Here is a 23,515-nt window from a genome sequence, read left to right as displayed (position 1 = left end):
AAAATCAAAAGAAAAGGTTAATGAAATAGGTTATAACTGACAAGTTAGCGAATGATAATTCAGTGTCTTTGTCCTATGCCGCAATCGCTGTAAGTTCGGTTTCCCGTGTAGGTGCCTGAAGAAGGGCAGCGATCTCACGAACTATCAATTCAGTTGAATTGGGGACGGCCAGATCCGCCGTTGCAGCCTTTAATGCGGAGTACCGAGCAGGATCGTTCGCCAAAGCCCTTATAGTCGGAACGATGTCGGCGGTACGTTCAAGCATTATTCCTGCGCCGCGGCTTTCTATAAGCTTTACTGTGCCGGCTTCCTGCGGCATCGGTGGCGTAGTTATGTCAGCAATGATCGGTAATCGGCAGGCAAGTGCTTCGAAAGTGGTCAGTCCGCCTAGCTTAGAAATCATTACATTGGCTGACTGCATAAGTTTTTCGATCTCGTCAGAATAACCGATGACCTTAACCGGGAATTTTGCGGTACTCGCGATCCGCTCTGCTTCAAGCCTTAATTCTTCATTCTTACCGGCAAGGAAGATCGCCTGAATATCCAGTTCGCCTCGTACTAGCTCTTTGAATATCTTCGGTATATTTCCGCCGCCGATCCAACCTGCATTTACAAATACCGTGAACTTATCAGCATCCAGACCGTAAGCCATTCTCGCGGACTGTGCATCACTCTCGCTAACTTCTCTAAACTTGGGATGAAGCGGCAATCCGGAGATTTTGATCTTTTCTTCAGAAATGCCGTAATCGATGAGTTGCTGCCGAGCTTCTTCGTTGGCGACAAGATAGAGCGAGACATCATCACAGGCCCAGCCCTTCCAAAACCCATAGCATGGATCTGTAACCACCGTAACAAGCGGTATCTTGCCCAACAGGTCGAGTTCTTTAAGTATCCGTGCAAATATGTGCTGGGTGAGCGGATGAACACTAACAACTATATGCGGACACCATTTCTCAAACACATCACGCAAAAACACTATGCATCTGCGATGAAAAAATTCCCTTGTTTCTGGCCGAATGTGATTTACGGCCCAGTAAAGGTACTTCATCCAGCCTTGTTTATGGCGCAGAAGCCAATTATAAAGCCGTACTAGTTTCTCCGTAATATGGTGCGATTCTTCTACGGCCCTGATAACGCGGACCGCCGCACTCTCACCATGCCAAAAACGCTGCACACCATCCGCGATCGCCTTAGCGGCAGAGCGGTGTCCTCCGCCAGTGTCGGAAGAGATGATCAGTATTTTTGGTGTATTCCGGTGCATTTAAGCTTTTAGTGCAACTTCCCGCCCTGCTGCGAAACTCATTTCCTTTGCAGCTTTTTTCATATCCCTTTCGAGCTTTTTGATCTTTACCAAATGGCTCGGATTAAAAGGCAACGACGGGTAATAGCAATTAGATTCGTGCGTGCAAAAGCAACCATTGCCGGCTTCTTTCCGGCGGGCCTTCATAAGGTCCGTGTTCCACGCAGCCTGGAAATCCCAATCATAATCTCGAAGATTTAGCACATCCGGCTTGTTCTCACAGGATGAAAGCACGCCGTTGTCATAAATGACAGCTCCGGCGCTTCCCGCAAAACATTTTAGCTGAGCCCGGTTCTCCTCTTTCGTTTTTGCGATGACATCGTGCATATAGATATCGACCGCCGCCTTAAAGAACCCGGAAGATCCGCCATAGTTATTTTTGAGCGCGGCGTTACGGGTATCGTCCAAGATCATCTGCGACAACTGGGCATAGCGATTGTGGTCAAACTCGATGTTTGTCATTCCACCGGTCGAGGTTCCGGCAGCAAGATTGCCGTCTTTATCAAGAGCTACCGCACCTACTGTCCCGTATCTACTGGCTTTTCTCTCGTCTTCCGAAAGCATTCCATGATCTTTACTGCCGTCCTTTTTCTCCTTCTCCTCTTTCAGGATCCTTTGAAGTGCGTCCCAGCGCGACTGAGTCCAAAAATACTTAGGATCGACCAGCTCTATCTTATTTAGTTCTGCAAACTTTTCAGCCCCGGCGCCGATCATCATCACGTGTTCGCTTTTTTCCATTACGGCACGTGCAAGCGTTATCGGGTTCTTTACACGATGAAGTCCGGCAACTGCCCCAGCATTCAATGTCTTTCCATCCATTATCGAAGCATCAAGCTCATTCTTACCGTCGTTCGTGAATACCGCACCTTTGCCGGCATTAAATAGAGGAGAATCCTCCATTATTCGGATCGCGATCTCGATCGCATCAAGACCCGACCTGCCAGCTTGAAGCGCTTTATATCCGGCGAGGACAGCTTCTTCCAGCTTTGCTCGATATTCTTTTTCCCGTTCCGGTGTAAGCGAACCGCGACGAATCACTCCGGCCCCACCGTGAATTATGAATCCGAGCCGCGGATCCTGCGGACCATGAAGCTGTTTGACTTCCGCCCCAGCAGATTTTTGGCCAAATCCGGGAATGGATACAAAAACCAATGAAGACAAAAGCAGAATGGAAATATGTTTTTTCATTTCAAAGCTCCAGAAAATGTTTCTATCGAATTATTGCATACGACCTAGGGAGGTTCTCAACTTCGCTTTTGATCGAATTGCGAAATGAAGTGCTCAAATTCCCGCGATCGGATTAGTTCGCGAACCTCTAGGACCGCCCACGGAGAAATTTCTGTTTCCGATTCATCAAGCGAAGCTACGAACTTCTTCCAATTCACCCATTTAACCGCTGCAACCTCATCAGGGTTCGGAATAGGTCCACCCGATATCTTTCCGATCAGTACAGGACAGATCTCGTTTTCTACAACACCGTCTTTTTCGGCTCGATAACGAAAATCCGGCAAAGCAACTTTCAGATCCACGCCGCTGATCCCGAGTTCGAATTTCAATCGTCGCCGTGCAGCATTTACGACCGATTCATGCAGCATCACATGTCCACAGCATGAATTTGACCAAATCCCAGGCCATGTTCTCTTGGAAAGCGCCCGCTTCTGCATTAAGAACTCTCCTTTCCCATTGAACAGGAAAACAGAAAATGCCCGATGTAGCTTTGTATCCTCATTGTGTGATGGAAATTTATCTCCAGTCGCGATCGGCTTGTTCTCTTCGTCCACGAAAACTATCTTGTCATCGAAGGCATAGCTGTATCTTCGGTAAAGCAAGATCATAACCGCGCACACAACTAGCCCTATCAGTGCCGGCCATACAAGCCCGCCAAAAGCCGCGATCATCGACCAGAAGAAAACAATAAAGATAACGCTTGACGCAAGCTGCATCGGTGTCGGCAATAACGGTTGAAATATCCAAACTATTATCTCAATTATCACCGCACCGACCGCACCAGAAACCAACCAGCCCGCGAAATTCGAGATCGGAACATTATAGAACCAACCGCCGCCTTCGTACTGCCAAAAGCCCAAATAGACGGCTCCCGGATCAAGAACGATGTCGAACAATGTGATGATCAACGTAGCCGTGATCACCCGAAGAACGCCTCCGCCGAAAAGATTTGCCGCGATCGCATAAGCACCAAGCATCAGCGGTGTCCAAGCGAATGCAACGTTCCAGGGAACGAGTCCAAAGATCCGATAACCCAAAAGATCTGAATATCCGAAATGTCCGTATGGAAATCCAGTAACGATGGCTGAGGTTTCAATTGCAAGTGCGTAAACGCCCAGCACCAGGACCAAGACAGAACCGTCGCGCCATCCAAGCCATCGCCGAACGGCCCAGAACGACGGTAAAGCGAACAATGCAATATTTATAGCCGAAACATAATGCGACCAAGTAGGGAGTTCTACGTTCACCATGAAGAACGCCCCGATCGCCAAAAAGATCAATACTGCCGCGACGATCACCGCTTGTTTATTTTGGTTCGCTGCCATTAAGCTAAACTGAAACTCGGAACTGCGGCTTACGACTAGTGCAAGACTCTTACCTGAAATTTCTACTAAATGTTAGCAGACCACGGTTCTGGCTCTATGTCCTTGGACCTTATCTGGTAGGAATAGCTGCCGGGGCGGACACGGCAGAAGACCTTGTTCGCTGGGACATGCTCATCTTTGCGCTCTATTTTCTGTTTCCCGCGAATCTTCTTATCTATGGGATCAACGACATTTTCGATTTTGAGACCGACCGCCGGAATCCGAAAAAATCTGAGTATGAATTGCTCGTTCGGCCCGAATCTCATCGTCCTCTCTTGCGCTGGATCGCGTTCCTCAATATACCGTTTATAATTGCCGCATATTTCATCGCTCCGCAAGCAATACCTTCAATGGGCGGCTTTATATTCTTTTCAGTTTTCTATTCCGCACCACCGATCCGTGCAAAGGCGATCCCGATAATAGATTCTGCTTTCAACATTCTGTATGTCTTCCCCGGAGCGTTCGCGTACCAACTCATTACCGGAAATTTTCCACCACTCATTGTTATTGCAGCAGCAAGTATGTGGACCATGGCAATGCATGCCTATTCAGCGATACCGGACATAGAGGCAGATCGGGAAGCCGGCGTTAGCACGATCGCAACTCTCTTGGGCTCTAGCTGGACACATACCTTTTGTCAACTATGCTATACGGGTGCGACGATACTTAGTATTACCTATATTGGCCCAGTGGCACTCTTAGGGTTCTTATATTTGTTAATTATGCGTTTCTCTGAACTCTCGTCCAAAAAACATCAGTTCATTTACTACAAATCATTTCCTTGGCTTAATTCCTTGATAGGTTTCGCTCTTTTCTGGTACATCGCATGGCCTAAGATCTTTTAGAGACTTTCCATCGGTCCGGCACTCTTGATCCCGTGAACGCGTTTATAAACGAGTTCTGCACTTATCAGGCAGATCTGAGTTCCGATGCCGGGATTAGTACCGGCACCGACATAGAACAAATTCTTCACTTTCTTCGATTTGTTATTCGGCCGGAAAATTGCAGTTTGCCAAATCGTATGGGCCAGGCCTAAAGCTGTGCCCTTGAATGCATTGTAATCCGCGGCAAAATCATCGACCGTATAAATTCGTTTGTATTCGATCTTTTCGCGAAGTCCGGGCAAATTCATTTGCTCCTCCATTATCGCGAGCACTTTTTCCGAATACGCGTCTTTTTCTTCTTCGGTAATTCGTAGATCAGATGCGATAGGCACGAGCACGAAAAGATTCTCTTTACCTTCAGGAGCGACACTCGGATCGGTCACTGACGGAGCACAAACATAAAGCGAAGGCTCATCCGGCAACCGAGGATCCTTATAAATATTGTCAAAATTTTTCCGCCAGTCTTCGCTAAATAACAGATTGTGGTGGATCAGGCATGGCATCTTTTTATTGACGCCCAAATACATTATGAATGCCGAGGGAGCCATTACACGTTTGTCCCAATATTTCTGCTTGTAAGTCTGCCACTTAGGTTCCAACAATCGCGTTTCCGTGAACTGAATGTCTGCATTTGAGATGACAATGTCTGCAGGAACTATCTCATCACCAACAAGCCTTACGCCGCGTGTTACCCCATTCTCTACCAATATCTGAGCCACCGGCGAATTCGTTCGCAACTTTGCACCATTCTTCTCAGCAACCCGAGCAAGAGCTCTTATCAGCTCATAAAATCCTCCCTGCGGATAGAATACGCCCTGATTGAAATCCATATGCGACATCAGGTTGTACAATGCTGGAGCTTCATAAGGCGAAGTACCGAGGAACACCATCGTGTATTCCATCACCTGCTGCAGCTTCTTAGTCTTAAAGAATTTCGAAACAAACGAGTGCATCTTCGAAAACACCGAAAGCTTTTGCCCTTCGGTCATCACACGACGATTAAAAAAATCAAACACCGTATCGTAGTTCTTATACATGAAGTGCTGCGTCGCTACTTCATATTGATATTCAGATTGTCTTAGATAGGCTTGAAGCTTTTCTGATGAGCCGGACTCGATCCGCTCGAATGTCGCAGAATCGATGGAAATATCTGAATGAATATCCAGCGGGGTTGGATCACCGGTGAAGAAGATCCTGTAAGAAGGCGAAAGACGAACAAGGTCAAGGTGATCTTCTAGACGTTCGCCCATTAGATCGAAGAAATGCTCAAAAAGATCGGGCGCTAAGTACCAGGACGGCCCCATATCAAACCTGAACCCTTCGGCCTCAAAGATATTGGCACGTCCGCCTAGGTTCGCATTTTTTTCAAGAAGTGTGACCTCGTAACCTTTTTTTGCGAATAGCCCTGCCGTGCCCAGACCGCCGATACCGGCACCGATAACAACGACCTTTTTACTCATAAACACCAGCAAGAGCCTTCAATGAAAGATATATCTTTTGTTGCTTGTTAGTACGTATTCGGCCTGCAAAGACATTATAGTTCGCCCGCTCGATCTCGCCTAAAATAGCCTTATAAAGAACATATGATATCCGCACGGCCAGCCTCCCGCGCCAATGTAGCATCTTTATTCCGGGCAATGCTTCACGATAGATCTGCCGGTTTCGCTCGATCTGGAATTTCATAAATTTTACAAAGCGTTCGTCGCGATTCTTTGAAGCTATGTCTGAATTAGAAAGTCCATATCGTTTCAATTCGTCCTGCGGCATATATACGCGGCCGAGTTCGTCATGGTCCTCCCGAATATCTCGCAGAAAATTAGTTAGCTGGAACGCATAGCCAAGTTTCTTTGCATATTCGAACGCGTCATCGCTGGAATATCCAACAACCCGCGTAACCATTAAGCCGATAACTCCCGCCGACCCGTACATATACTCTTCTAGTTCAGCATAGTTGGCATACGCGAACTTCTCTTCGTCCATGAACATCGAACGCAGAAAAGCGTCGCATTCTTCACTAGGTATACCGTACTTGATGAACTGTTTGACGATCGCGTGAAGAACGGGATCGCTGCTTTCACCCGCTGCGAATGCTTTGTTCCAGGAATCCCTCCATTGCTGCAATTTTCTTATTGCTTCTTGGTGATCGTTGCAATTTGGATCATCAACTATTTCGTCGGGGATCCGGGCAAATGCGTACACCGCGTAAATACCCTCACGCGCTTCACGAGGAAAAAACTGGGTAGCAAAATAAAAACTGGTCCCGTATCGCTGCGTTATCTGGCGACAGAGTTCAATTCCCTCCAATAGACGCTTGTCAACTGGTCTATTCCGTTGAAGATCATTATGAAGTCCGAGCATTCAATAGTACTAAAGCGCATCAAGGTGAGGTCGATGCAGCAGATCGTCTCCTTTTGACCGATTCGACATCGGCAATATTTCGGATTCATCATTATGCCTACTCAACTGTTTAGCAGCTCGCGTACTTTTTTCATATCTTCCCAAACTTCGCGTTTTTTATGCGGATCCCGAAGCAGATATGCGGGATGAAAGGTGGGCATTACTTTAACACCGAAATAGTCGTGAAACTCCCCGCGGAGCTTAGTTATTGGCGTTTTCACCTGTAACAGATTGTGCGCCGCGGTAGCACCAAGCACTACGACCACTCTCGGCTTCACAACGGCGATCTCACGGAGAATAAAAGGCCGACAGGCTGCAGTTTCCACAGGTTCCGGCTTTCGATTTCCCGGCGGCCGGCAACGGTTGATGTTTCCAATGCAAACCTCTTCCCTTTTCAGGCCAATGCTTTCGATTATTTTCGTCAAGAGCTGCCCGGCGCGGCCAACAAAAGGAAAACCCTGCTCGTCCTCATCTGCCCCCGGAGCTTCACCGATGAACATTAGGTCGGCATTAAAATTACCGGTAGTGTGCACGATCTGTTTCCTTCCTAGGGCGTGAAGTGGACAACGTTTACACTCACCGATCTCCTCACGGATAGACGTGATGGTGTCGGTCGTTTCATCCATTATCGGTAACGCTCGCGATGATGTTTCAATAGTCGCTGATGTTGTTTTCATCTCAACGTCCCTCGCGGATCCAACAGACTCAAGCCGGTGGAGTGTCACTTCGGGATTTGCGACATTGCGACGCTTTAGGGAAGGTAACGCGGAAAGTCGTGAGCCTGGCCGTTTTGGAGCGGAATCAGAACGGATCAGCTTTGGAAATGCAATTGTTCTTTCCGGTTCGGTTGATCCACTATAGTTTGGGGCCTTAACAATTTGATCAAGATCGCGATCGGATGGTCTTGGTGTTTTAACACTAAAAACCTCTTCCGGGAGGTCAACCGAAATGGCGTCAACCCCAAGCTCCTTCAAATAACGAACCTGTTCACGAATATCCTTGACCAGTTCAGAAAACTCAGCTTCACGCATTATGCCGCACGAATTTTTAGGATCTCATCAAGTATTCTATCAGCCAATGCACGTTTTGACATAAGCGGCAGCTCGATCTCGCTGCCGACCCGCGTAAGGATGGTCGCGATATTCGTATCGGTATTGAATCCGGCTCCTTCTTTTGTGATGTCGTTCGCGATCACCATATCAAGATCCTTCTTGCCCATCTTGATCTTCGCGTAGGTAACGACTTCGTTTGTCTCTGCGGCAAAACCAATAACGAGCTGACCTTTCTTTCGGCGCTTCGAAACTTCGGAGAGAATATCGGGAGTTTTCTTGAGTTCAAGTATTAGTTTGTCTTGGTTTTCTTTCTTGATCTTGGCATCTGCCGCATTTGTCGGCGCGTAATCGGCGACCGCTGCGGCACCGACAAAAACCGTGGCATTGGCCAACTCCTTCATCACCGCATCGAACATCTCGCGTGCCGAAACTGCATTGATCACGGCCACACCGTTCGGGGGTTCGACCGCTGTAACGCCGCATACTACCGTAACCTCAGCACCGCGGTCCCGCGCCGCTTCCGCTACAGCGAATCCCATTTTCCCGGACGAATGATTTGAAATGAACCGAACCGGATCGATGGCTTCGCGCGTCCCGCCAACTGTAATGAGCAACCGCTCGCCGCTTAGATCATTCTTCAACGCAAAGTCACCATTCCGCCCTGCTTCAATGTTTTCTTTTATAACCTTCTTCGTCTTTTCGCTTAGCACCTTCAACGCTTGGGAAACAATATTCTCAACATCCTCAAGCTTCCCTGTTCCGACCGTTTTGCAAGCTAGTTCCCCAGCGACCGGTTCAACAAAATGCACGCCGTCGGCCTTCAGCCGTTGAATGTTTCGCTGCGTCGCGGGCTGTTCCCACATTGTCGTGTTCATCGCCGGGGCGATCATCACCGGCGCTGTAGAAGCGAGATATGTAGATGAAAGAAAATCGTCCGCGACTCCGTTCGCGAACTTGGCGATAATATTCGCCGTCGCCGGAACTATCAGCAGCAGGTCGATATCTTGCGAGAAATTGATATGAGCGATCGGGTCGGGATTCGCCGGATCGTAATCGTATTCTTGATCATCAGGAAGCGAAAACACTTGGTACGGTCGGTGCGGTTGCACGCGATGTGAGCGGCGGACTAGCAGCTGCGACATCTACGGGCGGAATGACCAACAAGCATTTTGGGCGTGTTGGCGATACGCCGATCATCGGCTCAGGTACGTACTCCGATGATCTTTGCGCGGTTTCTTGTACCGGCCACGGAGAATATTTTATGCTCGGAGCGACCGCTTTCGATGTAGCGGCGCGCATGAGATATAAGGCTCTTTCGCTAGATAAAGCAACAGAAGAAACAGTTCGACGACTGTCCAATATCGGAGGCGAAGGAGGATTGATCGCCGTCGATGCTGAAGGGAATATTACATTAAAATTCAATTCCGAGGGGATGTATCGTGGCTGGATAGATCCCGAAACAGGAAAGATACATACTGCGATCTATAGTTAGTCCTAGCAAAAAGGCGGGCCTTCCGCCCGCCTTTGATTTCCAAAAAGTTTCAGTTCAACCTATTCACCTTTAGCAACTGCTTTAATGTCTTCTTCTTCCGGACGTGGGGCTGCGAGCCCGAGCTCCGGAGAACGCCATAAGTTTGAGACAAGCAATTCACGGATGAATGTCATCTCTTTGGGGAGTCGGTCATATAGTTTGAAGAAAAGATCATCGTGAGTGGATATCTCCTTGATCCACATATCGCGGTCAAGTTTCATTACTGCGTCCCACTGTTCGCGAGAGAAATCAAGCCCGCGCCAGTCCATATCATCGTAACGAGGCATCCAGCCAAGCGGGGTCTCAAAACCCTTGGATTTGCCGCGCGCACGTTCCACGACCCATTTTAGGATACGCATATTCTCCCCGAATCCGGGCCAAAGAAACTTGCCGTTTTCGTCTTTGCGGAACCAGTTGACGGAAAAAATACGCGGCGGCTCCGGTATGTTGCGCCCAAGATCAAGCCAGTGAGAGAAATAATCGCCCATATGGTATCCCGCAAATGGAAGCATCGCAAAGGGATCACGGCGAACCTCACCAATGTTGCCAAAAGCAGCGGCGGTCATCTCAGAGCCCATTGTTGCTGCCATGTACACTCCGAATGCCCAATTGAAAGATTGCTGAATAAGCGGAACCACCGAATTGCGCCGTCCGCCAAAGATGAATGCCGAAACAGGTACACCGTTCGGGTCATCAAACCTTTCGTCAACTACCGGACATTGGGTTATCGGTGCAGTGAACCGAGCATTTGGATGGGCGGCGGGTTTTTCGCTTGACGGTGTCCAATCATTACCTTGCCAGTCAATAGCGTGTGCGGGTGGTTCGCCATCCATGCCCTCCCACCAAACATCTCCGTCATCAGTCAAAGCAACGTTAGTAAAGATTGTGTTCTCCTTGATGGAGTCCATCGCATTGGGATTCGTCGCATAATTCGTTCCTGGAGCAACACCAAAGAAACCGGCTTCCGGATTGATGGCGTGAAGTTTGCCGTGTTCATCGGGTTTGATCCATGCAATGTCGTCACCAACTGTTGTAACTTCCCACCCCTCATCGCGGAATTCTTTTGGCGGGATAAGCATTGCAAAGTTTGTCTTTCCACAGGCTGATGGAAAGGCTGCACATACATAGTCTTTATGCCCATCCGGAGCCTTTACACCTACGATCAGCATATGTTCAGCCAGCCAACCTTGCTCTCTCCCAAGAGTTGACGCGATCCGAAGAGCTAGGCATTTTTTGCCTAACAAAGCGTTTCCTCCATAGCCCGAACCGTATGAAATTATCGAACGTTCTTCCGGAAAATGGACTATGTACTTATCTTTCGGATCAGGCGAACAGGGCCATGGAACATCGGCTTGTCCTTGGGTCAAAGGCATACCGACCGAATGTAAGCAATGAACAAATTCACCGTCACCCAAAGCATCAAGAGCCTTTTGACCCATTCGGGTCATTATTCTCATATTCACGACCACGTATGGCGAATCAGAAAGCTGCACACCAAATTGCGATATCGGCGAACCGAGCGGGCCCATACAAAATGGAATGACATACATCGTTCGGCCACGCATCGAACCCCGAAACTTCGGTGTAAGAATGGCCTTCATTTCCTTGGGAGCCATCCAGTTATTGGTCGGTCCGGCGTCGCCTTTTGAAAGCGAACAGATATAGGTGCGGTCTTCAACGCGAGCGACATCCGATGGGTGCGAGCGGGCAAGGAAGCTGTTTGGGCGTTTCTCCGGATTAAGCTTAATAAAAGTGCCGGCATCTACCATTTCCTGGCAGAGCCTGTCATATTCTTCTTGAGAGCCGTCACACAGATAAACGTTATCCGGTTCGCAAAGCTCGGCCATATCAGTGACCCAGCGTTTCAGTTCTTCGTTCTTGATGTTCTCGGGAATAGTGTATTTGGCCATGATCTTTTTATTTGATAATTTTTCCGGTCAATTGCTTTATTTGACTATATTTCCAATCGCCGCCATTTTTGGCAAGTATTTAGAGAGATTATCACAGGAATGGTGAAAAAGTTAATTATTGGTTACATTTTCTGACCTGTTTAGAGGTGTTTGGTGATTCGTTGAGATGCTGAGTTGAGTAGGCCGGTAACTAAAGAGGCTTGAATCCTCGTGTGGATACAAACTCGTTATTTCAGATACTAGTTTTCTACTATTTGATCAGGATCATAGATTGGCCGGCTAAGGGCCAGGGCTGGGCGATATCGATTCTATAGTCGCAAAAAGGCCGGAGCGTTTGACTCTTACTCGAATGCCCGGCGACGCGGTTCCGTCAGCTAAGTTACGTGTAGAGCGAAATCTTATTTCATATGCGGTGCGAAGTTGTATCGCGATATCCTCGTAGGCCTCCTGGATCTGGGAAAGTCGGGTTATCGGATAATAAACGCCGCCGGACATTTTTGCTAGTTTCGGTCCCTCTTCGGCAGCCTTTGATGAAAGCGTAAGATGACGGTTGCGTAATGGATCAATATTTTCGGCCATAGTTCGCGACTCAGAGGCGGCGATCAAGCCTGTGGGCACGTATAAAGGATAGATGAGGGCTCCACTTTCCTCTATAGCTCCGGCAAGTGAATCAAAGGAGAGAAACGAACGATTATCGTCGCCATCGGTTAACACAACGATGGCGGTACGTTCTCCCCGCAACGGGCGAAGTGTATCAGCAAGCGTATAGGCAAGAGCGTCATAATATGCAGTAGCCCCGCCTGCATCGAACGTGTCAAGACTGTCAGACAGGCTTGTTTTGTCCCTTGTAAAACCTGAAAGAACCTTTACATCATCGGCAAAAAGCACGATGGAGACACGATCACGGGGATCGACCGTATCAACAAAACTCCTCGCAGCTTTTCGGATGAAATTTATGTAATTCTCCACACTTCCGGAGACGTCTAGCAAAAGAACAAGATTCACATGTGAGGTAACCGGCTGAACGGAAATAATATCGACGGGGCGACCACTATCCAAAAATTCGAAGTCGCCAGCATCCAAACCGGAGATGGCTCGATTATTGTTGTCGGTCACGCGCACTAAGGCTGTCGCCGTTGACGGGCCTGATGCATTTGGCCGTTCGCGTACCGAGAGTTCCGGCATTCTGTCCACCGGGGGAAGTGTTCGCTCGTATTCTCCGAAATATTTTGGTGCGGCGCGCCGGATGGCGTTCATAAGCACAGAGTCCCCACTCCGCACTATCGCCTTGGCGGCTTCCGTAAGCGGCCTTTCACGAAGATCACTTGCTACTTCGTTCGGAGGCACATTTAGAAGAATGATACCGCGCGCTGTCGTAAAGCGTATGTTTATTGGCTGTGGAGTTTCTTTTTCCGGCACGAAAACGCCGTTTCCTTCATTCTCCGTTGTGCCCTCACTGTTGACGACTCGTCGAATACCTGGCTCGGAAGCCTTGTAAACGCCCTTTATTTCAAACCTCCCCGCAGACCGCTCGCGGGGCTTTTCAACATCAAAGTCTGAAACTACCCTCGGTCGTGAAGCGGTCCATAGTAGATAGTACCTAAGGTCATCTGTTGGAAGACTTGTAGCGATCGTACCGGTTTCGGTCTCTGCGGAAATATCGCCAAAGTTTCCAGCAATGGTTATCTCTCCGTCACGCGCAACTAACCGAGCGTTAGAACGCGCAGGAAGAATGATCGCGACATCTATCCGTTTAGAGAGGGCTGCGGGTCGGACAACAATTCGCTTCTTCCCTTTGGCGTCCTCAACAACAATTTCCTCGGAGGTTACGGGGATCGAAGAAGCTGCTGTAAGTTCGGCTCGGCCTTCTTCCCCGCTGGCCGAAACACTTATCCTGCCGCTCGTATTTATAACCTCGAGCAGCACATTGCTTTGTATCGCTATTTCTGTCCTATATGGTTGCGCCACAACGGCAGTGCCTCCAACCACAAAGACAAGTAGCGTGAAATTAACCAAACAAATTGTTCGCAAGCAAAAAATCACCTCTCAGGTATTTGCAGAGATCCTTCCTGATTCAAGCAATCGCTGCCTAACTCGCTCTTGCCACTTTTTACGCGGCTGTTCGGAATCTTCAAAATTGCTTAAAAGTTCCTGAAGTGGTTCGCCGCCCGATTGCCTTGTTTTTAGGTATAAAAGAGCGACGATTATCGATGTAAATGATGTCATAAGAATCTGCATCGGAAGCAGGAACGCCTGTAAGATCGTCTCCGAAACCACACTACGCACCCGCTTTCGCGTATCTGGGTCCATATCAGTAAATCTTACGCCTCGGCCGCTGCTAATGCTAAATTCGACGGCCCTGTCACTCTCCCCGTCGCCAACTGAAACCTTGGTTCCATTCTCATTCTGCTGAACGGTAACATTTTGTGCTGAATTATCGATCGCCCTTACTGATAAATTGATCGCCGCTGAAAGCACACCGGCCACTACTGCCGGGATCAAAAACATTATCAGCACGGCCGCGATCGACGTAACTAGTGAACGACGAACAAGCTGGATCGAACGTTTGATGGCGGCGATACCTTTAAGGTTTTCCATCATAACTACTGGTCCGACAAGTGTTGTAAGCACGTTTGTCAGTAGAAAACCAAGAAGACCAAGTAATACGCCTATAGCTCCTGCTACAGAGATCGCGACTGTGGTACCACCAAATATCAATACCGCAACCAAGATAAATATGCCTGCGAGAACTACCGCAAGAATTCCGCCTACACTGAACTGTGCGATAGTTGTCAAAACACCTGTGCCGAGAAAACGCTTCCATTTGCGAGCTGATGCACGAAGTGCCGTTCGAAGCCGGATCGGACGCAGTGGAACCGCGAGCGATTGCGATACGATCCACGTCGTCGTCCCGATTATCAGATACGCACCGAGTGCAGTGACAAAAAACAACAAGACACCCAACGGAGCAGAAAGAATATTTTGCGTCGTTTCGGTTATTTGCCCAGTAACACGAAGTATGGACAACGCAACTATGAGTGCCGTAAGCACGATCATCGGCACGTGAAAAAATGCCGAAAGGGTCAAGAACTTTGCAATATGCTCCGTATAGATCATTCCAGCCCGTCTAAGCAAGCCGAAAATACCCTCCGATCGGGAGCGCAGTTTAGTAGCGAATGCTTCGGCACTCTGCGGACGATTTGCCGGGTCCTTAGCAAGCGCAGCCATTATCACGGCCTTCAGCTTCCTTCTTACTTTCCGTGCAGTGAGCGGCGGAACCTCCTTTTCCTTGTGCGCCTCCATTACGGAGGTAAAGTCCCCGCTGAACGGTGTCCGACCCGATAACATCTGATAGGCTATGACCCCTAGGCTGTAAATATCAGATCTGGCGTCAAGTTTTTCACCTCGACACTGTTCGGGTGACATATAGAGCGGCGTACCCAATACGGCCCCTACTCGCGTAAGGTCTCGTGTGGCCAACGTACTGCCCGAACCTAAGCCTTTAGAATCCAGAGAGGTTTTATACGTGCCAATGCTTTCGATAGAACGAGCCCTGCTATTATCATCTATATGATCTCCGACTATGTCGGTTTCCATTATCGCCGTCTCTCTTTCGTCCGAAACTATTGAAACCGCACTTGCGGAAGCGTGAACAGCTGTTACTGGTTCAGATATAAGCGTAGGAGAAATACTATCGTGAATAAGAGTAGCGACAGCGGCGCCAGAAGAGGTTCGATTTACTAGCTCATTCGGTATTTCATTATCGGCGACGAATTCCCCAGTATCTGGATTTGGGGTTTCGAGCTTTGCGATGCCAAAGTCGAGAACCTTTACTGTATATCCTCCTCGTTGATTTGGTTCGAGCCAGATATTGTCAGGTTTAAGGTCACGATGAATTATCCCTTGACGGTGGGCTTCGTGAACGGCCGAACAAACCTGTTCCATGATATCCAGCGTCCACCCAACTGGAAGGTTCTTCTCTTCGTCAAGAATCTCTCCCAATGTACATCCATCAAGATACTCCATCGCCAAATATGCGACTTTCCCGATGCACGTCTCACAAGAACCGAAATCAGTAACATCAACAACGTTGGGGTGCCGCAGTCGACCGGCAGCCCTCGCCTCGCGGCGAAAACGCTCTACGAACTCAGGCCGTTCCATGAACTGCGGAGCGACGACCTTTACAGCGACCGGACGTTCCGTGCCAAGGTGCGTGGCAAGATAGACGGTTCCCATCCCGCCTTTTCCAAGCTGGCGCTCTATTTTGTATTTTCCATCGAGCACTTGCCCGATCAATGTCACCTTCTCCATAAAATGTACGGCAAGCCCCGCTCAGGAGCTTCCTGCCTACATTCCCGCAGTTTTACAAGTATAGGGCAATAAGAATATGCAGCAAAGAGGAATTCAGGAAAGCTGACGCGTCTGGGTGGGTAGAGATAAACCCTCTGGAGGGGGAAAGGCGACTGTTACGTCTCCCACACCGCAAAAGCCAACCTTTCCCTTTTTCGAAGTATGAACCGTGGAGACCCATACACCGAAAGCTATTGAACCTTGATGGTCCAAAATGCTACCTAAATCTAAAAATCAATTCGGGGGCTTTGATGTTGAGAGCTATATATTAGCAATTTCAAGAATCTTTTCAAGCACTGCAGTAAAAATATTGATCACAAAAAATGTGGGCATTTGATTTGAGGTGTTGTATCGGTTAGCTTAGTCCCAATTTGTTATATCAACAGTTGCATAGATAAAACGCAATTGCACACACAATCCTCGTTGAGTATAATTGACATAACAAAGTTTTCTAAAGATTTTTCACTTTTATCTCTCACTGGAGCAAGATGATCAATTATGAGCGTTGAAAAAAGCAAGGCAATAGAGTCAGCCCTTCTACAAATAGAGAAAAAATTTGGCAAAGGTTCAATAATGCGTCTTGGCGAGCGTCCCCACGAAGATATTGGGGCTATATCCACAAACTGCCTCAGCCTTGATGCTGCGATAGGCGTAGGCGGGATGCCGCGCGGCAGGATCGTCGAGATCTATGGACCGGAAAGTTCCGGAAAAACAACTCTTGCCTTGCAGGTTGTGGCATCGGCACAGAGTAACGGCGGTATTTGTGCTTACATCGATGCAGAGCACGCAATGGATCCGGACTATGCCGAAAAATTAGGTGTAAATATCGATGATCTTTTGATATCACAGCCGGATTCAGCCCTGAGTCCCGCTCGACCTGGATCGTGGACATAAGGTCGAGCCGAAGAAGGGCAAGGTCAGTTAGGTCATCCTGCGTCAGTTTTTCTCCGAGAAGATTCGTGTGAACGCAACGGAGCCCGCGAAAGCGTTCGCTTGCAGCACGCGTACGGCCAAAATCCGGCATCTCAATTCCCTTTGCCGTTCCAACCATCACGTACTCGACATGGCCCTTGCGGTCTAGGAGCACACCGATCTGGCGGCCGGTCTCATTTGAGAGCTCAGCCATCTGCCTTGCTAATTCCTGTGAGATTATCTGGTCGGGCCGGACGCGACGAGTATAGAGTCGCTCTATTCTGCGGATCTGATTATGTTTAAGCCCGTGGGTATGGCCCGTTACGTTTCGAATAAAAAAGCCTCCGAAACCTTATTATAGCAGACTTTCGAGTGAACTTTACGTCTGACACTAAAGCCAAAGTGAAATAAAAAAGATCAAGCCGTCTGGATCTTGAACGATATATCCACCGCTCGTGCTGAATGCGTTAGCCGGCCTACGGATATAAGATCGACGCCTGCCTCTGCAAATGAACGAACTCGATTCAGGTCCATTCCTCCGGAGGCTTCGATCAATACGTTGGGGTTCAGGTCACGCGACATTTGGACAAGCTTCGCGCATTCTTCAGGCGTTTGATTGTCTAGCATAACGATATCGGCTCCGGCGTCGATCGCCTCGCGAAGCTGTGCCCAATTCGTAACCTCGACCTCGATCTTATGCAGATGCCCGACCTTGTTCTTTGCAGCTTGAACCGCTTCTGTGACGCCGCCGGCCAGTGAGATGTGGTTATCCTTGATGAGGACGCCATCGTCCAAGCCCATTCGGTGATTCTTTCCGCCGCCGACTGTTACCGCGTATTTTTCAAGCAATCTCAGGCCAGGCGTGGTTTTTCGCGTATCTACGATAGCCGCTCCGGTACCTTCGATGGCCCGCACAAATTGGCGCGTAAGCGTTGCCACTCCGCTCATTCTCTGTATCAGGTTCAGGGCGACACGCTCGCCAGTCAAAAGTACATCAGCGTAGCCTTTCAAAGTCCCAAAAACCGTACCTTCTTCAACCTCGTCACCGTCCGCATAACTGGTCTCGATCTCGGAACTTTCAGGATCTAGATGTGCAAAAACAGATTCAGCGATCTCAAGTCCGCAGATCACCAGATATTCCTTTGCCAGAAACCGCCCCTGCCCGCGAACCTCAGGATTCACAGTCGCCGACGTGGTGATATCGCCACGGCCAATGTCTTCCGCCAAAAATTGCCCTATCGAAGACAGGACCTCTCCGTTCTCAAGCCAATTCATATTATTGGAGTGCATCCAAATTTGATCTTAGAGTCCCTTTTTGTTGTTCTATCTCCGATCTTCGAGCTCTCAATGCCTCGACCTTTTCGGCCGGGGCTTTGTTGACAAATTCGGCATTTGAGAGCTGTCCGTTCAACCGCTGTAATTCTACATCAAGTTTGTTGATCTGGTTCGCCAATCTTTCACGTTCCTTATCGAAATCGATCAGCCCTTCGAGAGGCACGGCGATCTCCGCGTTTGTAATGACAGCTTTCGCGGAAGCCTTAGGAACCTCTAAAGCTTCACTCACAACAAGCTTGTCAGCCCGTGCAAGTTTTAGGATCTGAGCCTCGTTAGTCACGAAGATCGTCTGCATTGCAGCCTTGGCCGCGACGTGAACCGCGACCTTGTCCGATGGCCTGATGTTCATTTCCGTGCGGATGTTTCTAACTCGACGAATTAGGTCGATCACCGTACCCATTTCGAGTTCAGCACGTTCGTCGATCATCGCCTCATCACCTTTTGGGAAATCTGCGAGCATTATCGTCGCGTCCGTGTCAGAACCGGGAGCGATAGCGACTGGGTTTCGGTACGCAGCGTTATGCAGATCGTTGGAAACGCCCGGAAGCTTTTGCCAGAGTTCCTCGGTTAAATACGGCATAAACGGATGCAAAAGCCGCAAGGCTTGTTCGAGGATCGAAAGAATGAACGAGCTCGCCGCAATGTCGCCCGCGTTTATCTCGTCTTTTTTCAGTTCGATATACCAGTCACAAAAATCGTCCCAGAAAAAGTGGTAAAGCAAAGAGACAGCAGTGTGAAATTCATACTTCGCAAGAGCTTTGTTTACGCTTATCGATGTCGCGTTCAATCGGGAAAGTATCCATTTGTCTGCCAAAGATCGATGTTCATCTGTGTTTATCTGTGGTTCAATGTTTCCGACACGCGCCCCATCCGAATTCATCAAACAAAACCGCGTTGCGTTCCATATCTTGTTGGCAAAATTGCGATAGGTTTCGACGCCAACGTCATTCCATTTAATGTCCGCACCGGTCGCGATACTTGCAAGATAGATACGTGTCGCGTCGACGCCAAACTTATCGAACATCTCAAGCGGATCAACGCCGTTGTTCCGCGACTTGGACATCGGCTTGCCATCCTTGCCCAATACAGTTCCTGTAACAACGACATCCTCAAAGGCTTTCTTGCCAGTGAATTTTTTCGTGAGCATTATCATCCGTGAAACCCACAGAAAGATAATGTCGCGGCCCGTTACCAATACATCTGTCGGAAGGAACACCTCCAAGTCAGTAGATGTTTTAGTTTTTAGCTCTGAGCTGTCATCTGATGGCTGTTCGTCAACCTCACCTGTCCAACCAAGGGTAGAGAACGCCCAAAGACCGGCCGAGAACCACGTATCCAAAACGTCCTGATCCTGTCTAAGTTCTTTGCCGCCGGCTTTCTCTTTTGCTTCTGCCTCGTTGCGGGCAACGTATACGTTTCCTTCACCGTCATACCAAGCCGGTATCTGATGTCCCCACCAAAGCTGGCGGGATACCGTCCAATCTTTCAGATTCTCTAGCCAATTCGTATAGACCTTTTCGTGCGGGATCTGCGGCGAAAAATGAGGCACACCCTCGGTCTGCATAAGATCGAGCGCTATATCGCGCATCTCCTCCATCTTCACAAACCACTGTTCGGAAAGTATCGGCTCGATGACGGTCTTACAGCGTTCGCAAATCGGCAAAGATACTTCGTAATCCTCGATCTTTTCGAGAAGCCCCAGCTCTTCAAATCTTTCGACGACTTTTTTTCGAGCTTCAAACCGGTCAATCCCTTCAAAATCCGCTCCTGCTGCCGCATTCATAGTGCCGTCTTCATTCATCACCAGAAGCCGCGGAAGGTTATGTCGTTCTCCGACAAGATAGTCGTTTGGATCGTGTGCCGGCGTTATCTTTACGGCACCGGTCCCGAATTCGGCATCGACATATTCATCGGCAATTATAGGAATTTTGCGGTCCGTAAGAGGCAAGGCGATAATCTTTCCGATCAGATCCTTGTACCGATCATCTTTTGGATTCACCGCTACCGCCGTATCTCCGAACATTGTCTCAGGACGTGTTGTCGCAACCGTTATCTTCCTATCTGTAGTGATGACCGGATATTGAAGATAAACCAGTTTTCCGTCTTTCTTCGCCTCTTCTTTTACCTCAAGATCAGATAGAACGGTCTTGTCCTTCGGGCACCAATTCACTATACGTAAACCACGATAGATCCAGCCTTCCTCGTAAAGCTCACAGAAGACATTTCGAACAGCTTTGGAGATATCGGGATCCATCGTAAACCGCTCGCGCGACCAATCAACAGAAACGCCTTCACGACGCATTTGTTCTGTGATCGTGTTCCCGTATTTTTCCTTCCAAGCCCAAGCTCGACGTACGAACTCTTCACGGCCTATATCAAGCGGCGTCTTTCCCTCTTCATTTCTGAGCTGTTCGACAACCTTTCGTTGAACCGATATACCGGCGTGATCCGTTCCCGGGAGCCATAGCGTCCGATAGCCCTGCATTCGTTTCCATCGCGTCAACACGTCCATTATCGTATGCTGAAGCGCATGGCCCATGTGAAGCGAACCCGTTACGTTTGGCGGCGGAATAACGATCGAGAATTTAGGAGCGTTCGGGTCCCGATTTATTTCTGGGGCGAAGTAACCATTCTTCTCCCAGCGTTCATAGTGTGTCTCGGCTGACTTCGGCTCGTAAGCTTTTGCGATCTCCATATTGGTAAAACTGCAATTCTAAAACAAAAAGGGCCGGTTTTCATCTTAAGAAGAAACCAGCCGCAGTATTTGAACTACTTTAATATCAATATTTGTGCGAAAGACGCTGGACCACCTTTTCAACAATGGTATCTATCAATTCCGGTGAAAGGCTGACTATCTGTTTCCCGCTGCCCATAAGCTCGGCACGTTCGGCAGTTGTGAGCTCAATGGTCTGATTAGGTCCTACAGGCGGGAGCTCGAGCAAATCGGTCTCCTCAATGTCCCTCACAGCGGGTTCTGGAGCATCAAAACTTACCGTTTCAATCCCCATTTGAGGTAATGGTTCGGTTTCGGGATAGGCGTCGGACGGTTGAGAATTAGGGATATCCTGAGTCAAGTCTGTCGAGATATCAAATGTTCGCTCATCAAACTCAGAGCCTCTGGAAAAACCAGCGATCTCGCCTAGAGGCTGCGTGCCGAAAGGATCCACAAGGCTTTCTGTCGGCCGCTGATCTGATTCGGCAAATCCCGATGCATCAAACGATGTGGTCTCTTCTGCGGGATACTGGCTACCAGGTGCCGGAGCGGCCTCAGACGAGACTGACGTGGTGCCATCATCTGTATTCACAAGTTCGAAATCGAGCGTGTCCGTGGTGTCTAGTCCGGCAACGTAGCTCGTTTCGATCATTTCGTCATCAAGTGCCGGCTCTTCAAATGCTTGAAATCCCGATACCGTTCCGGCCTGATCATGAGCTAAACTCTGGTCATAAAGTGACTCGATGTCATTCTTGGCGGGTGTGGGTTCTGCAATCGCCTCAAAATTCTCTGACATCGCGACCGCAGATTGTGAATTCATGACCAACTCGTTGACCTGGTCCACCAGCTGTCTGATCGATTGGAAGGGCTTCGTTAGAAATGAATTTGCCCCCACACTCTCCGCCCGATCTCTATCAAACGGCTCGAATGATCCAACAAGCAAGATCGTCGGAATATGTCTGGTGGCATCATCCGATCGAAGCGATTGACATATCTCGTAACCATCCGAACCCGGCATATTTACATCTGCCAGAACGATGTCCGGCGGAGCGCTGCGAATAGATTCCATCGCGCTGTCACCATCACCAAAGGTTCTAACATCGTACCCCTCATCGGTAAAAGTAAGGCTGATGACCTTTTGTATTGTTATGGAATCATCTGCGAGCAAGAGACTGCGTTTCGACACGTTTACGCTCCTTGAGTACCTAGAATTCGGACAGTGGATGTCCCCAAAAAGTTAACACCTTGCGGCGCGATGGTCAAGAAATGTTCCGATATCTTAGCTTGTTACCAAATCGATCTCGCATATACGATCACATCCCACGACTTAATGCCATAAACTAATGATGAAAGAAACTCCCTGAAAGTCTTAACATAAGTCCCATTGATGTCTAATTGAGATCTCGACTTATCGAATGAGCTTTTTCACAGCACGTGCACGCTTTCTTGCAGATAACTCCCTTGCAAGCCGGATCGCAGCCACCATACTCGAAGCATCTGCACAATATTTTCCTGCAATGTCAAAAGCCGTGCCGTGATCAACCGATGTGCGGATGAGCGGAAGTCCAAGAGTTACATTTACACCCGAACCGAATGATAGGGATTTGACCGCGATCGTCGCCTGGTCGTGATAAAGTGCAACGACAGCATCAAACTCTCCGCGAAAACCTCTCAGAAACACTGTATCAGGGGAAAACGGCCCAGAAACATTAACGCCGTTTTTCCTGCATTCGTCGATAGCCGGTAATATGATCTTCGATTCCTCAGAACCGAACATACCATTCTCTGAAGCATGCGGATTCAAGCCGGCAACAGCTATCTTCATATTACCTCCAAGAAGCTTGGACAAGCTGTGATCAGTGAAGTTTATAAGGTCAACAAGCCGCTCTTTCGTTACCAACCCTATCGCGTCCGACAATGAGACGTGTGTCGAATTTAGTACGACTCGCAAATTATCAGCGAAAAAACTCATTGCGAAACGCTCAGTGTTGGTAAGCGATGCCAAAAATTCCGTGTGACCGGGAAAATCATAGCCTCCGAGAGCAAGCGACCTTTTACTTATCGGCGCGGTCGCGACCGCATCGATCCTCCCAAGCCGCCACAGCTCAACAGCTTTATGAATATATTGTCCCGCCGCCTGTCCTGCGATCACGCTATTCTCACCTATCCTAAAAGGTTCACGAAGATTCTTCAGATCGACGACTTGCACTGCCGATGACCCGAGATCATCTGAGAATTCAGCCAATTCAAGCCCAGTTTCCAGGTTTTCATTCAACTTCCGAAGAAAGTCTAGGTCCCCGATAACCAGATACTGGGAAAGATGCCCAGCCTTGATCTCACTTAACGCGCGGAGCGTTATCTCCGGCCCGATGCCCGCCGGATCGCCAATCGTGATACCGATCCTTTCTTTGTTTTCGGTATTACTCATCTAAAGTCTGCCACCGATCAGAATAATACCGCATCAGCGTCAGCGAATCACCATCAAAGAAAGTAAAGAAAAAACCCCGTTCCCACATTTGAGAACGGAGTTTTCTTGACCA

16 protein-coding genes and 1 pseudogene are annotated in these 23,515 nt (G+C 48.7%); 3 read left to right on the top strand and 14 right to left on the bottom strand.

The window, feature by feature from the left end; translation table 11 throughout:
• Window positions 1–73: 73 nt before the first annotated feature.
• The 3 genes from JVX88_RS07630 to idi are packed head-to-tail and all read right to left on the bottom strand — an operon-like array spanning window position 74 to window position 3,852.
• Window positions 74–1,261 carry an MGDG synthase family glycosyltransferase gene (locus JVX88_RS07630; RefSeq protein ID WP_211626739.1) on the bottom strand — a complete coding sequence of 396 codons (1,188 nt, stop codon included), beginning with the start codon at window positions 1,259–1,261 and terminating at the stop codon, window positions 74–76.
• Window positions 1,262–2,488 (bottom strand): isoaspartyl peptidase/L-asparaginase family protein, encoded by a 1,227-nt coding sequence (locus JVX88_RS07625; protein ID WP_211626738.1) that lies wholly within the window; start codon window positions 2,486–2,488, stop codon window positions 1,262–1,264. It lies immediately after the preceding gene.
• A 56-nt stretch (window positions 2,489–2,544) separates the two neighbouring features.
• Window positions 2,545–3,852: an isopentenyl-diphosphate Delta-isomerase gene (gene idi, locus JVX88_RS07620; protein ID WP_211626737.1), complete on the bottom strand. Its 1,308-nt coding sequence runs from the start codon at window positions 3,850–3,852 to the stop codon at window positions 2,545–2,547.
• A 38-nt stretch (window positions 3,853–3,890) separates the two neighbouring features.
• On the opposite strand from idi, the gene JVX88_RS07615 reads away from it, so the two are divergent.
• Window positions 3,891–4,736, top strand: coding sequence for a prenyltransferase (locus JVX88_RS07615; protein ID WP_211626736.1), 846 nt, complete (start codon window positions 3,891–3,893; stop codon window positions 4,734–4,736).
• On the opposite strand, the gene JVX88_RS07610 is transcribed toward JVX88_RS07615, so the two are convergent.
• From JVX88_RS07610 to coaBC, 4 genes are all read right to left on the bottom strand, one after another.
• Window positions 4,733–6,235 carry a phytoene desaturase family protein gene (locus tag JVX88_RS07610; RefSeq protein WP_211626735.1) on the bottom strand — a complete coding sequence of 501 codons (1,503 nt, stop codon included), beginning with the start codon at window positions 6,233–6,235 and terminating at the stop codon, window positions 4,733–4,735. The genes JVX88_RS07615 and JVX88_RS07610 overlap by 4 nt on opposite strands.
• Window positions 6,228–7,133: a phytoene/squalene synthase family protein gene (locus JVX88_RS07605; protein ID WP_211626734.1), complete on the bottom strand. Its 906-nt coding sequence runs from the start codon at window positions 7,131–7,133 to the stop codon at window positions 6,228–6,230. Before JVX88_RS07605 ends, JVX88_RS07610 begins: the two co-directional genes overlap by 8 nt.
• Window positions 7,134–7,234: 101 nt before the next feature.
• Window positions 7,235–8,203, bottom strand: coding sequence for a uracil-DNA glycosylase family protein (locus JVX88_RS07600; RefSeq protein ID WP_211626733.1), 969 nt, complete (start codon window positions 8,201–8,203; stop codon window positions 7,235–7,237).
• Window positions 8,203–9,366: a bifunctional phosphopantothenoylcysteine decarboxylase/phosphopantothenate--cysteine ligase CoaBC gene (gene coaBC / locus JVX88_RS07595; protein ID WP_211626732.1), complete on the bottom strand. Its 1,164-nt coding sequence runs from the start codon at window positions 9,364–9,366 to the stop codon at window positions 8,203–8,205. The genes JVX88_RS07600 and coaBC overlap by 1 nt, the downstream gene beginning before the upstream one ends.
• On the opposite strand from coaBC, the gene JVX88_RS07590 reads away from it, so the two are divergent.
• Window positions 9,339–9,716 carry an isoaspartyl peptidase/L-asparaginase gene (locus JVX88_RS07590; protein WP_263975476.1) on the top strand — a complete coding sequence of 126 codons (378 nt, stop codon included), beginning with the start codon at window positions 9,339–9,341 and terminating at the stop codon, window positions 9,714–9,716. The genes coaBC and JVX88_RS07590 overlap by 28 nt on opposite strands.
• Before the next feature lie 59 nt (window positions 9,717–9,775).
• Here the strand turns inward: JVX88_RS07590 and JVX88_RS07585 are convergent, their stop codons facing one another.
• The 3 genes from JVX88_RS07585 to JVX88_RS07575 all read right to left on the bottom strand — a co-directional run bounded on the left by JVX88_RS07585 (window position 9,776) and on the right by JVX88_RS07575 (window position 15,976).
• A complete protein-coding gene (locus tag JVX88_RS07585) occupies window positions 9,776–11,665 on the bottom strand; it encodes a phosphoenolpyruvate carboxykinase (GTP) (RefSeq protein ID WP_211626731.1) in 1,890 nt (629 codons plus the stop codon).
• Between the two features lie 279 nt (window positions 11,666–11,944).
• Window positions 11,945–13,633: a VWA domain-containing protein gene (locus JVX88_RS07580; protein WP_211626730.1), complete on the bottom strand. Its 1,689-nt coding sequence runs from the start codon at window positions 13,631–13,633 to the stop codon at window positions 11,945–11,947.
• Between the two features lie 78 nt (window positions 13,634–13,711).
• Entirely contained in the window at window positions 13,712–15,976 is a 2,265-nt protein-coding gene (locus tag JVX88_RS07575) for a serine/threonine protein kinase (protein ID WP_211626729.1), read from the bottom strand.
• 537 nt (window positions 15,977–16,513) lie between these two features.
• Between JVX88_RS07575 and JVX88_RS07570 the strand changes: the two are divergent.
• Window positions 16,514–16,873, top strand: a pseudogene (locus JVX88_RS07570) (ATPase domain-containing protein); the annotation flags it as partial.
• Between the two features lie 471 nt (window positions 16,874–17,344).
• On the opposite strand, the gene nadC reads toward JVX88_RS07570, so the two are convergent.
• From nadC to pdxA, 4 genes are all read right to left on the bottom strand, one after another.
• Entirely contained in the window at window positions 17,345–18,202 is an 858-nt protein-coding gene (nadC, locus tag JVX88_RS07565) for a carboxylating nicotinate-nucleotide diphosphorylase (RefSeq protein WP_211626727.1), read from the bottom strand.
• Window position 18,203: 1 nt separating this feature from the next.
• Entirely contained in the window at window positions 18,204–20,957 is a 2,754-nt protein-coding gene (locus JVX88_RS07560; protein WP_211626726.1) for a valine--tRNA ligase, read from the bottom strand.
• Between the two features lie 85 nt (window positions 20,958–21,042).
• Window positions 21,043–22,161, bottom strand: a complete 1,119-nt coding sequence (locus tag JVX88_RS07555) for a PleD family two-component system response regulator (protein ID WP_211626725.1) — start codon at window positions 22,159–22,161, stop codon at window positions 21,043–21,045.
• 222 nt (window positions 22,162–22,383) lie between these two features.
• Window positions 22,384–23,403, bottom strand: coding sequence for a 4-hydroxythreonine-4-phosphate dehydrogenase PdxA (gene pdxA / locus JVX88_RS07550; protein ID WP_211626724.1), 1,020 nt, complete (start codon window positions 23,401–23,403; stop codon window positions 22,384–22,386).
• Between the last annotated feature and the right edge of the window lie 112 nt (window positions 23,404–23,515).

The organism is Leptolyngbya sp. 7M (genome assembly GCF_018128485.1).
This window is presented reverse-complemented; position numbering and strand designations above follow the sequence as displayed.

Coding starts and splice junctions, on each gene's coding strand:
- JVX88_RS07630 (WP_211626739.1), bottom strand. CDS start 1,261: ATGCACCGGAATACACCAAAAATACTGATCATCTCTTCCGACACTGGC.
- JVX88_RS07625 (WP_211626738.1), bottom strand. CDS start 2,488: ATGAAAAAACATATTTCCATTCTGCTTTTGTCTTCATTGGTTTTTGTA.
- idi (WP_211626737.1), bottom strand. CDS start 3,852: ATGGCAGCGAACCAAAATAAACAAGCGGTGATCGTCGCGGCAGTATTG.
- JVX88_RS07610 (WP_211626735.1), bottom strand. CDS start 6,235: ATGAGTAAAAAGGTCGTTGTTATCGGTGCCGGTATCGGCGGTCTGGGC.
- JVX88_RS07605 (WP_211626734.1), bottom strand. CDS start 7,133: ATGCTCGGACTTCATAATGATCTTCAACGGAATAGACCAGTTGACAAG.
- JVX88_RS07600 (WP_211626733.1), bottom strand. CDS start 8,203: ATGCGTGAAGCTGAGTTTTCTGAACTGGTCAAGGATATTCGTGAACAG.
- coaBC (WP_211626732.1), bottom strand. CDS start 9,366: ATGTCGCAGCTGCTAGTCCGCCGCTCACATCGCGTGCAACCGCACCGA.
- JVX88_RS07585 (WP_211626731.1), bottom strand. CDS start 11,665: ATGGCCAAATACACTATTCCCGAGAACATCAAGAACGAAGAACTGAAA.
- JVX88_RS07575 (WP_211626729.1), bottom strand. CDS start 15,976: ATGGAGAAGGTGACATTGATCGGGCAAGTGCTCGATGGAAAATACAAA.
- nadC (WP_211626727.1), bottom strand. CDS start 18,202: ATGAATTGGCTTGAGAACGGAGAGGTCCTGTCTTCGATAGGGCAATTT.
- JVX88_RS07560 (WP_211626726.1), bottom strand. CDS start 20,957: ATGGAGATCGCAAAAGCTTACGAGCCGAAGTCAGCCGAGACACACTAT.
- pdxA (WP_211626724.1), bottom strand. CDS start 23,403: ATGAGTAATACCGAAAACAAAGAAAGGATCGGTATCACGATTGGCGAT.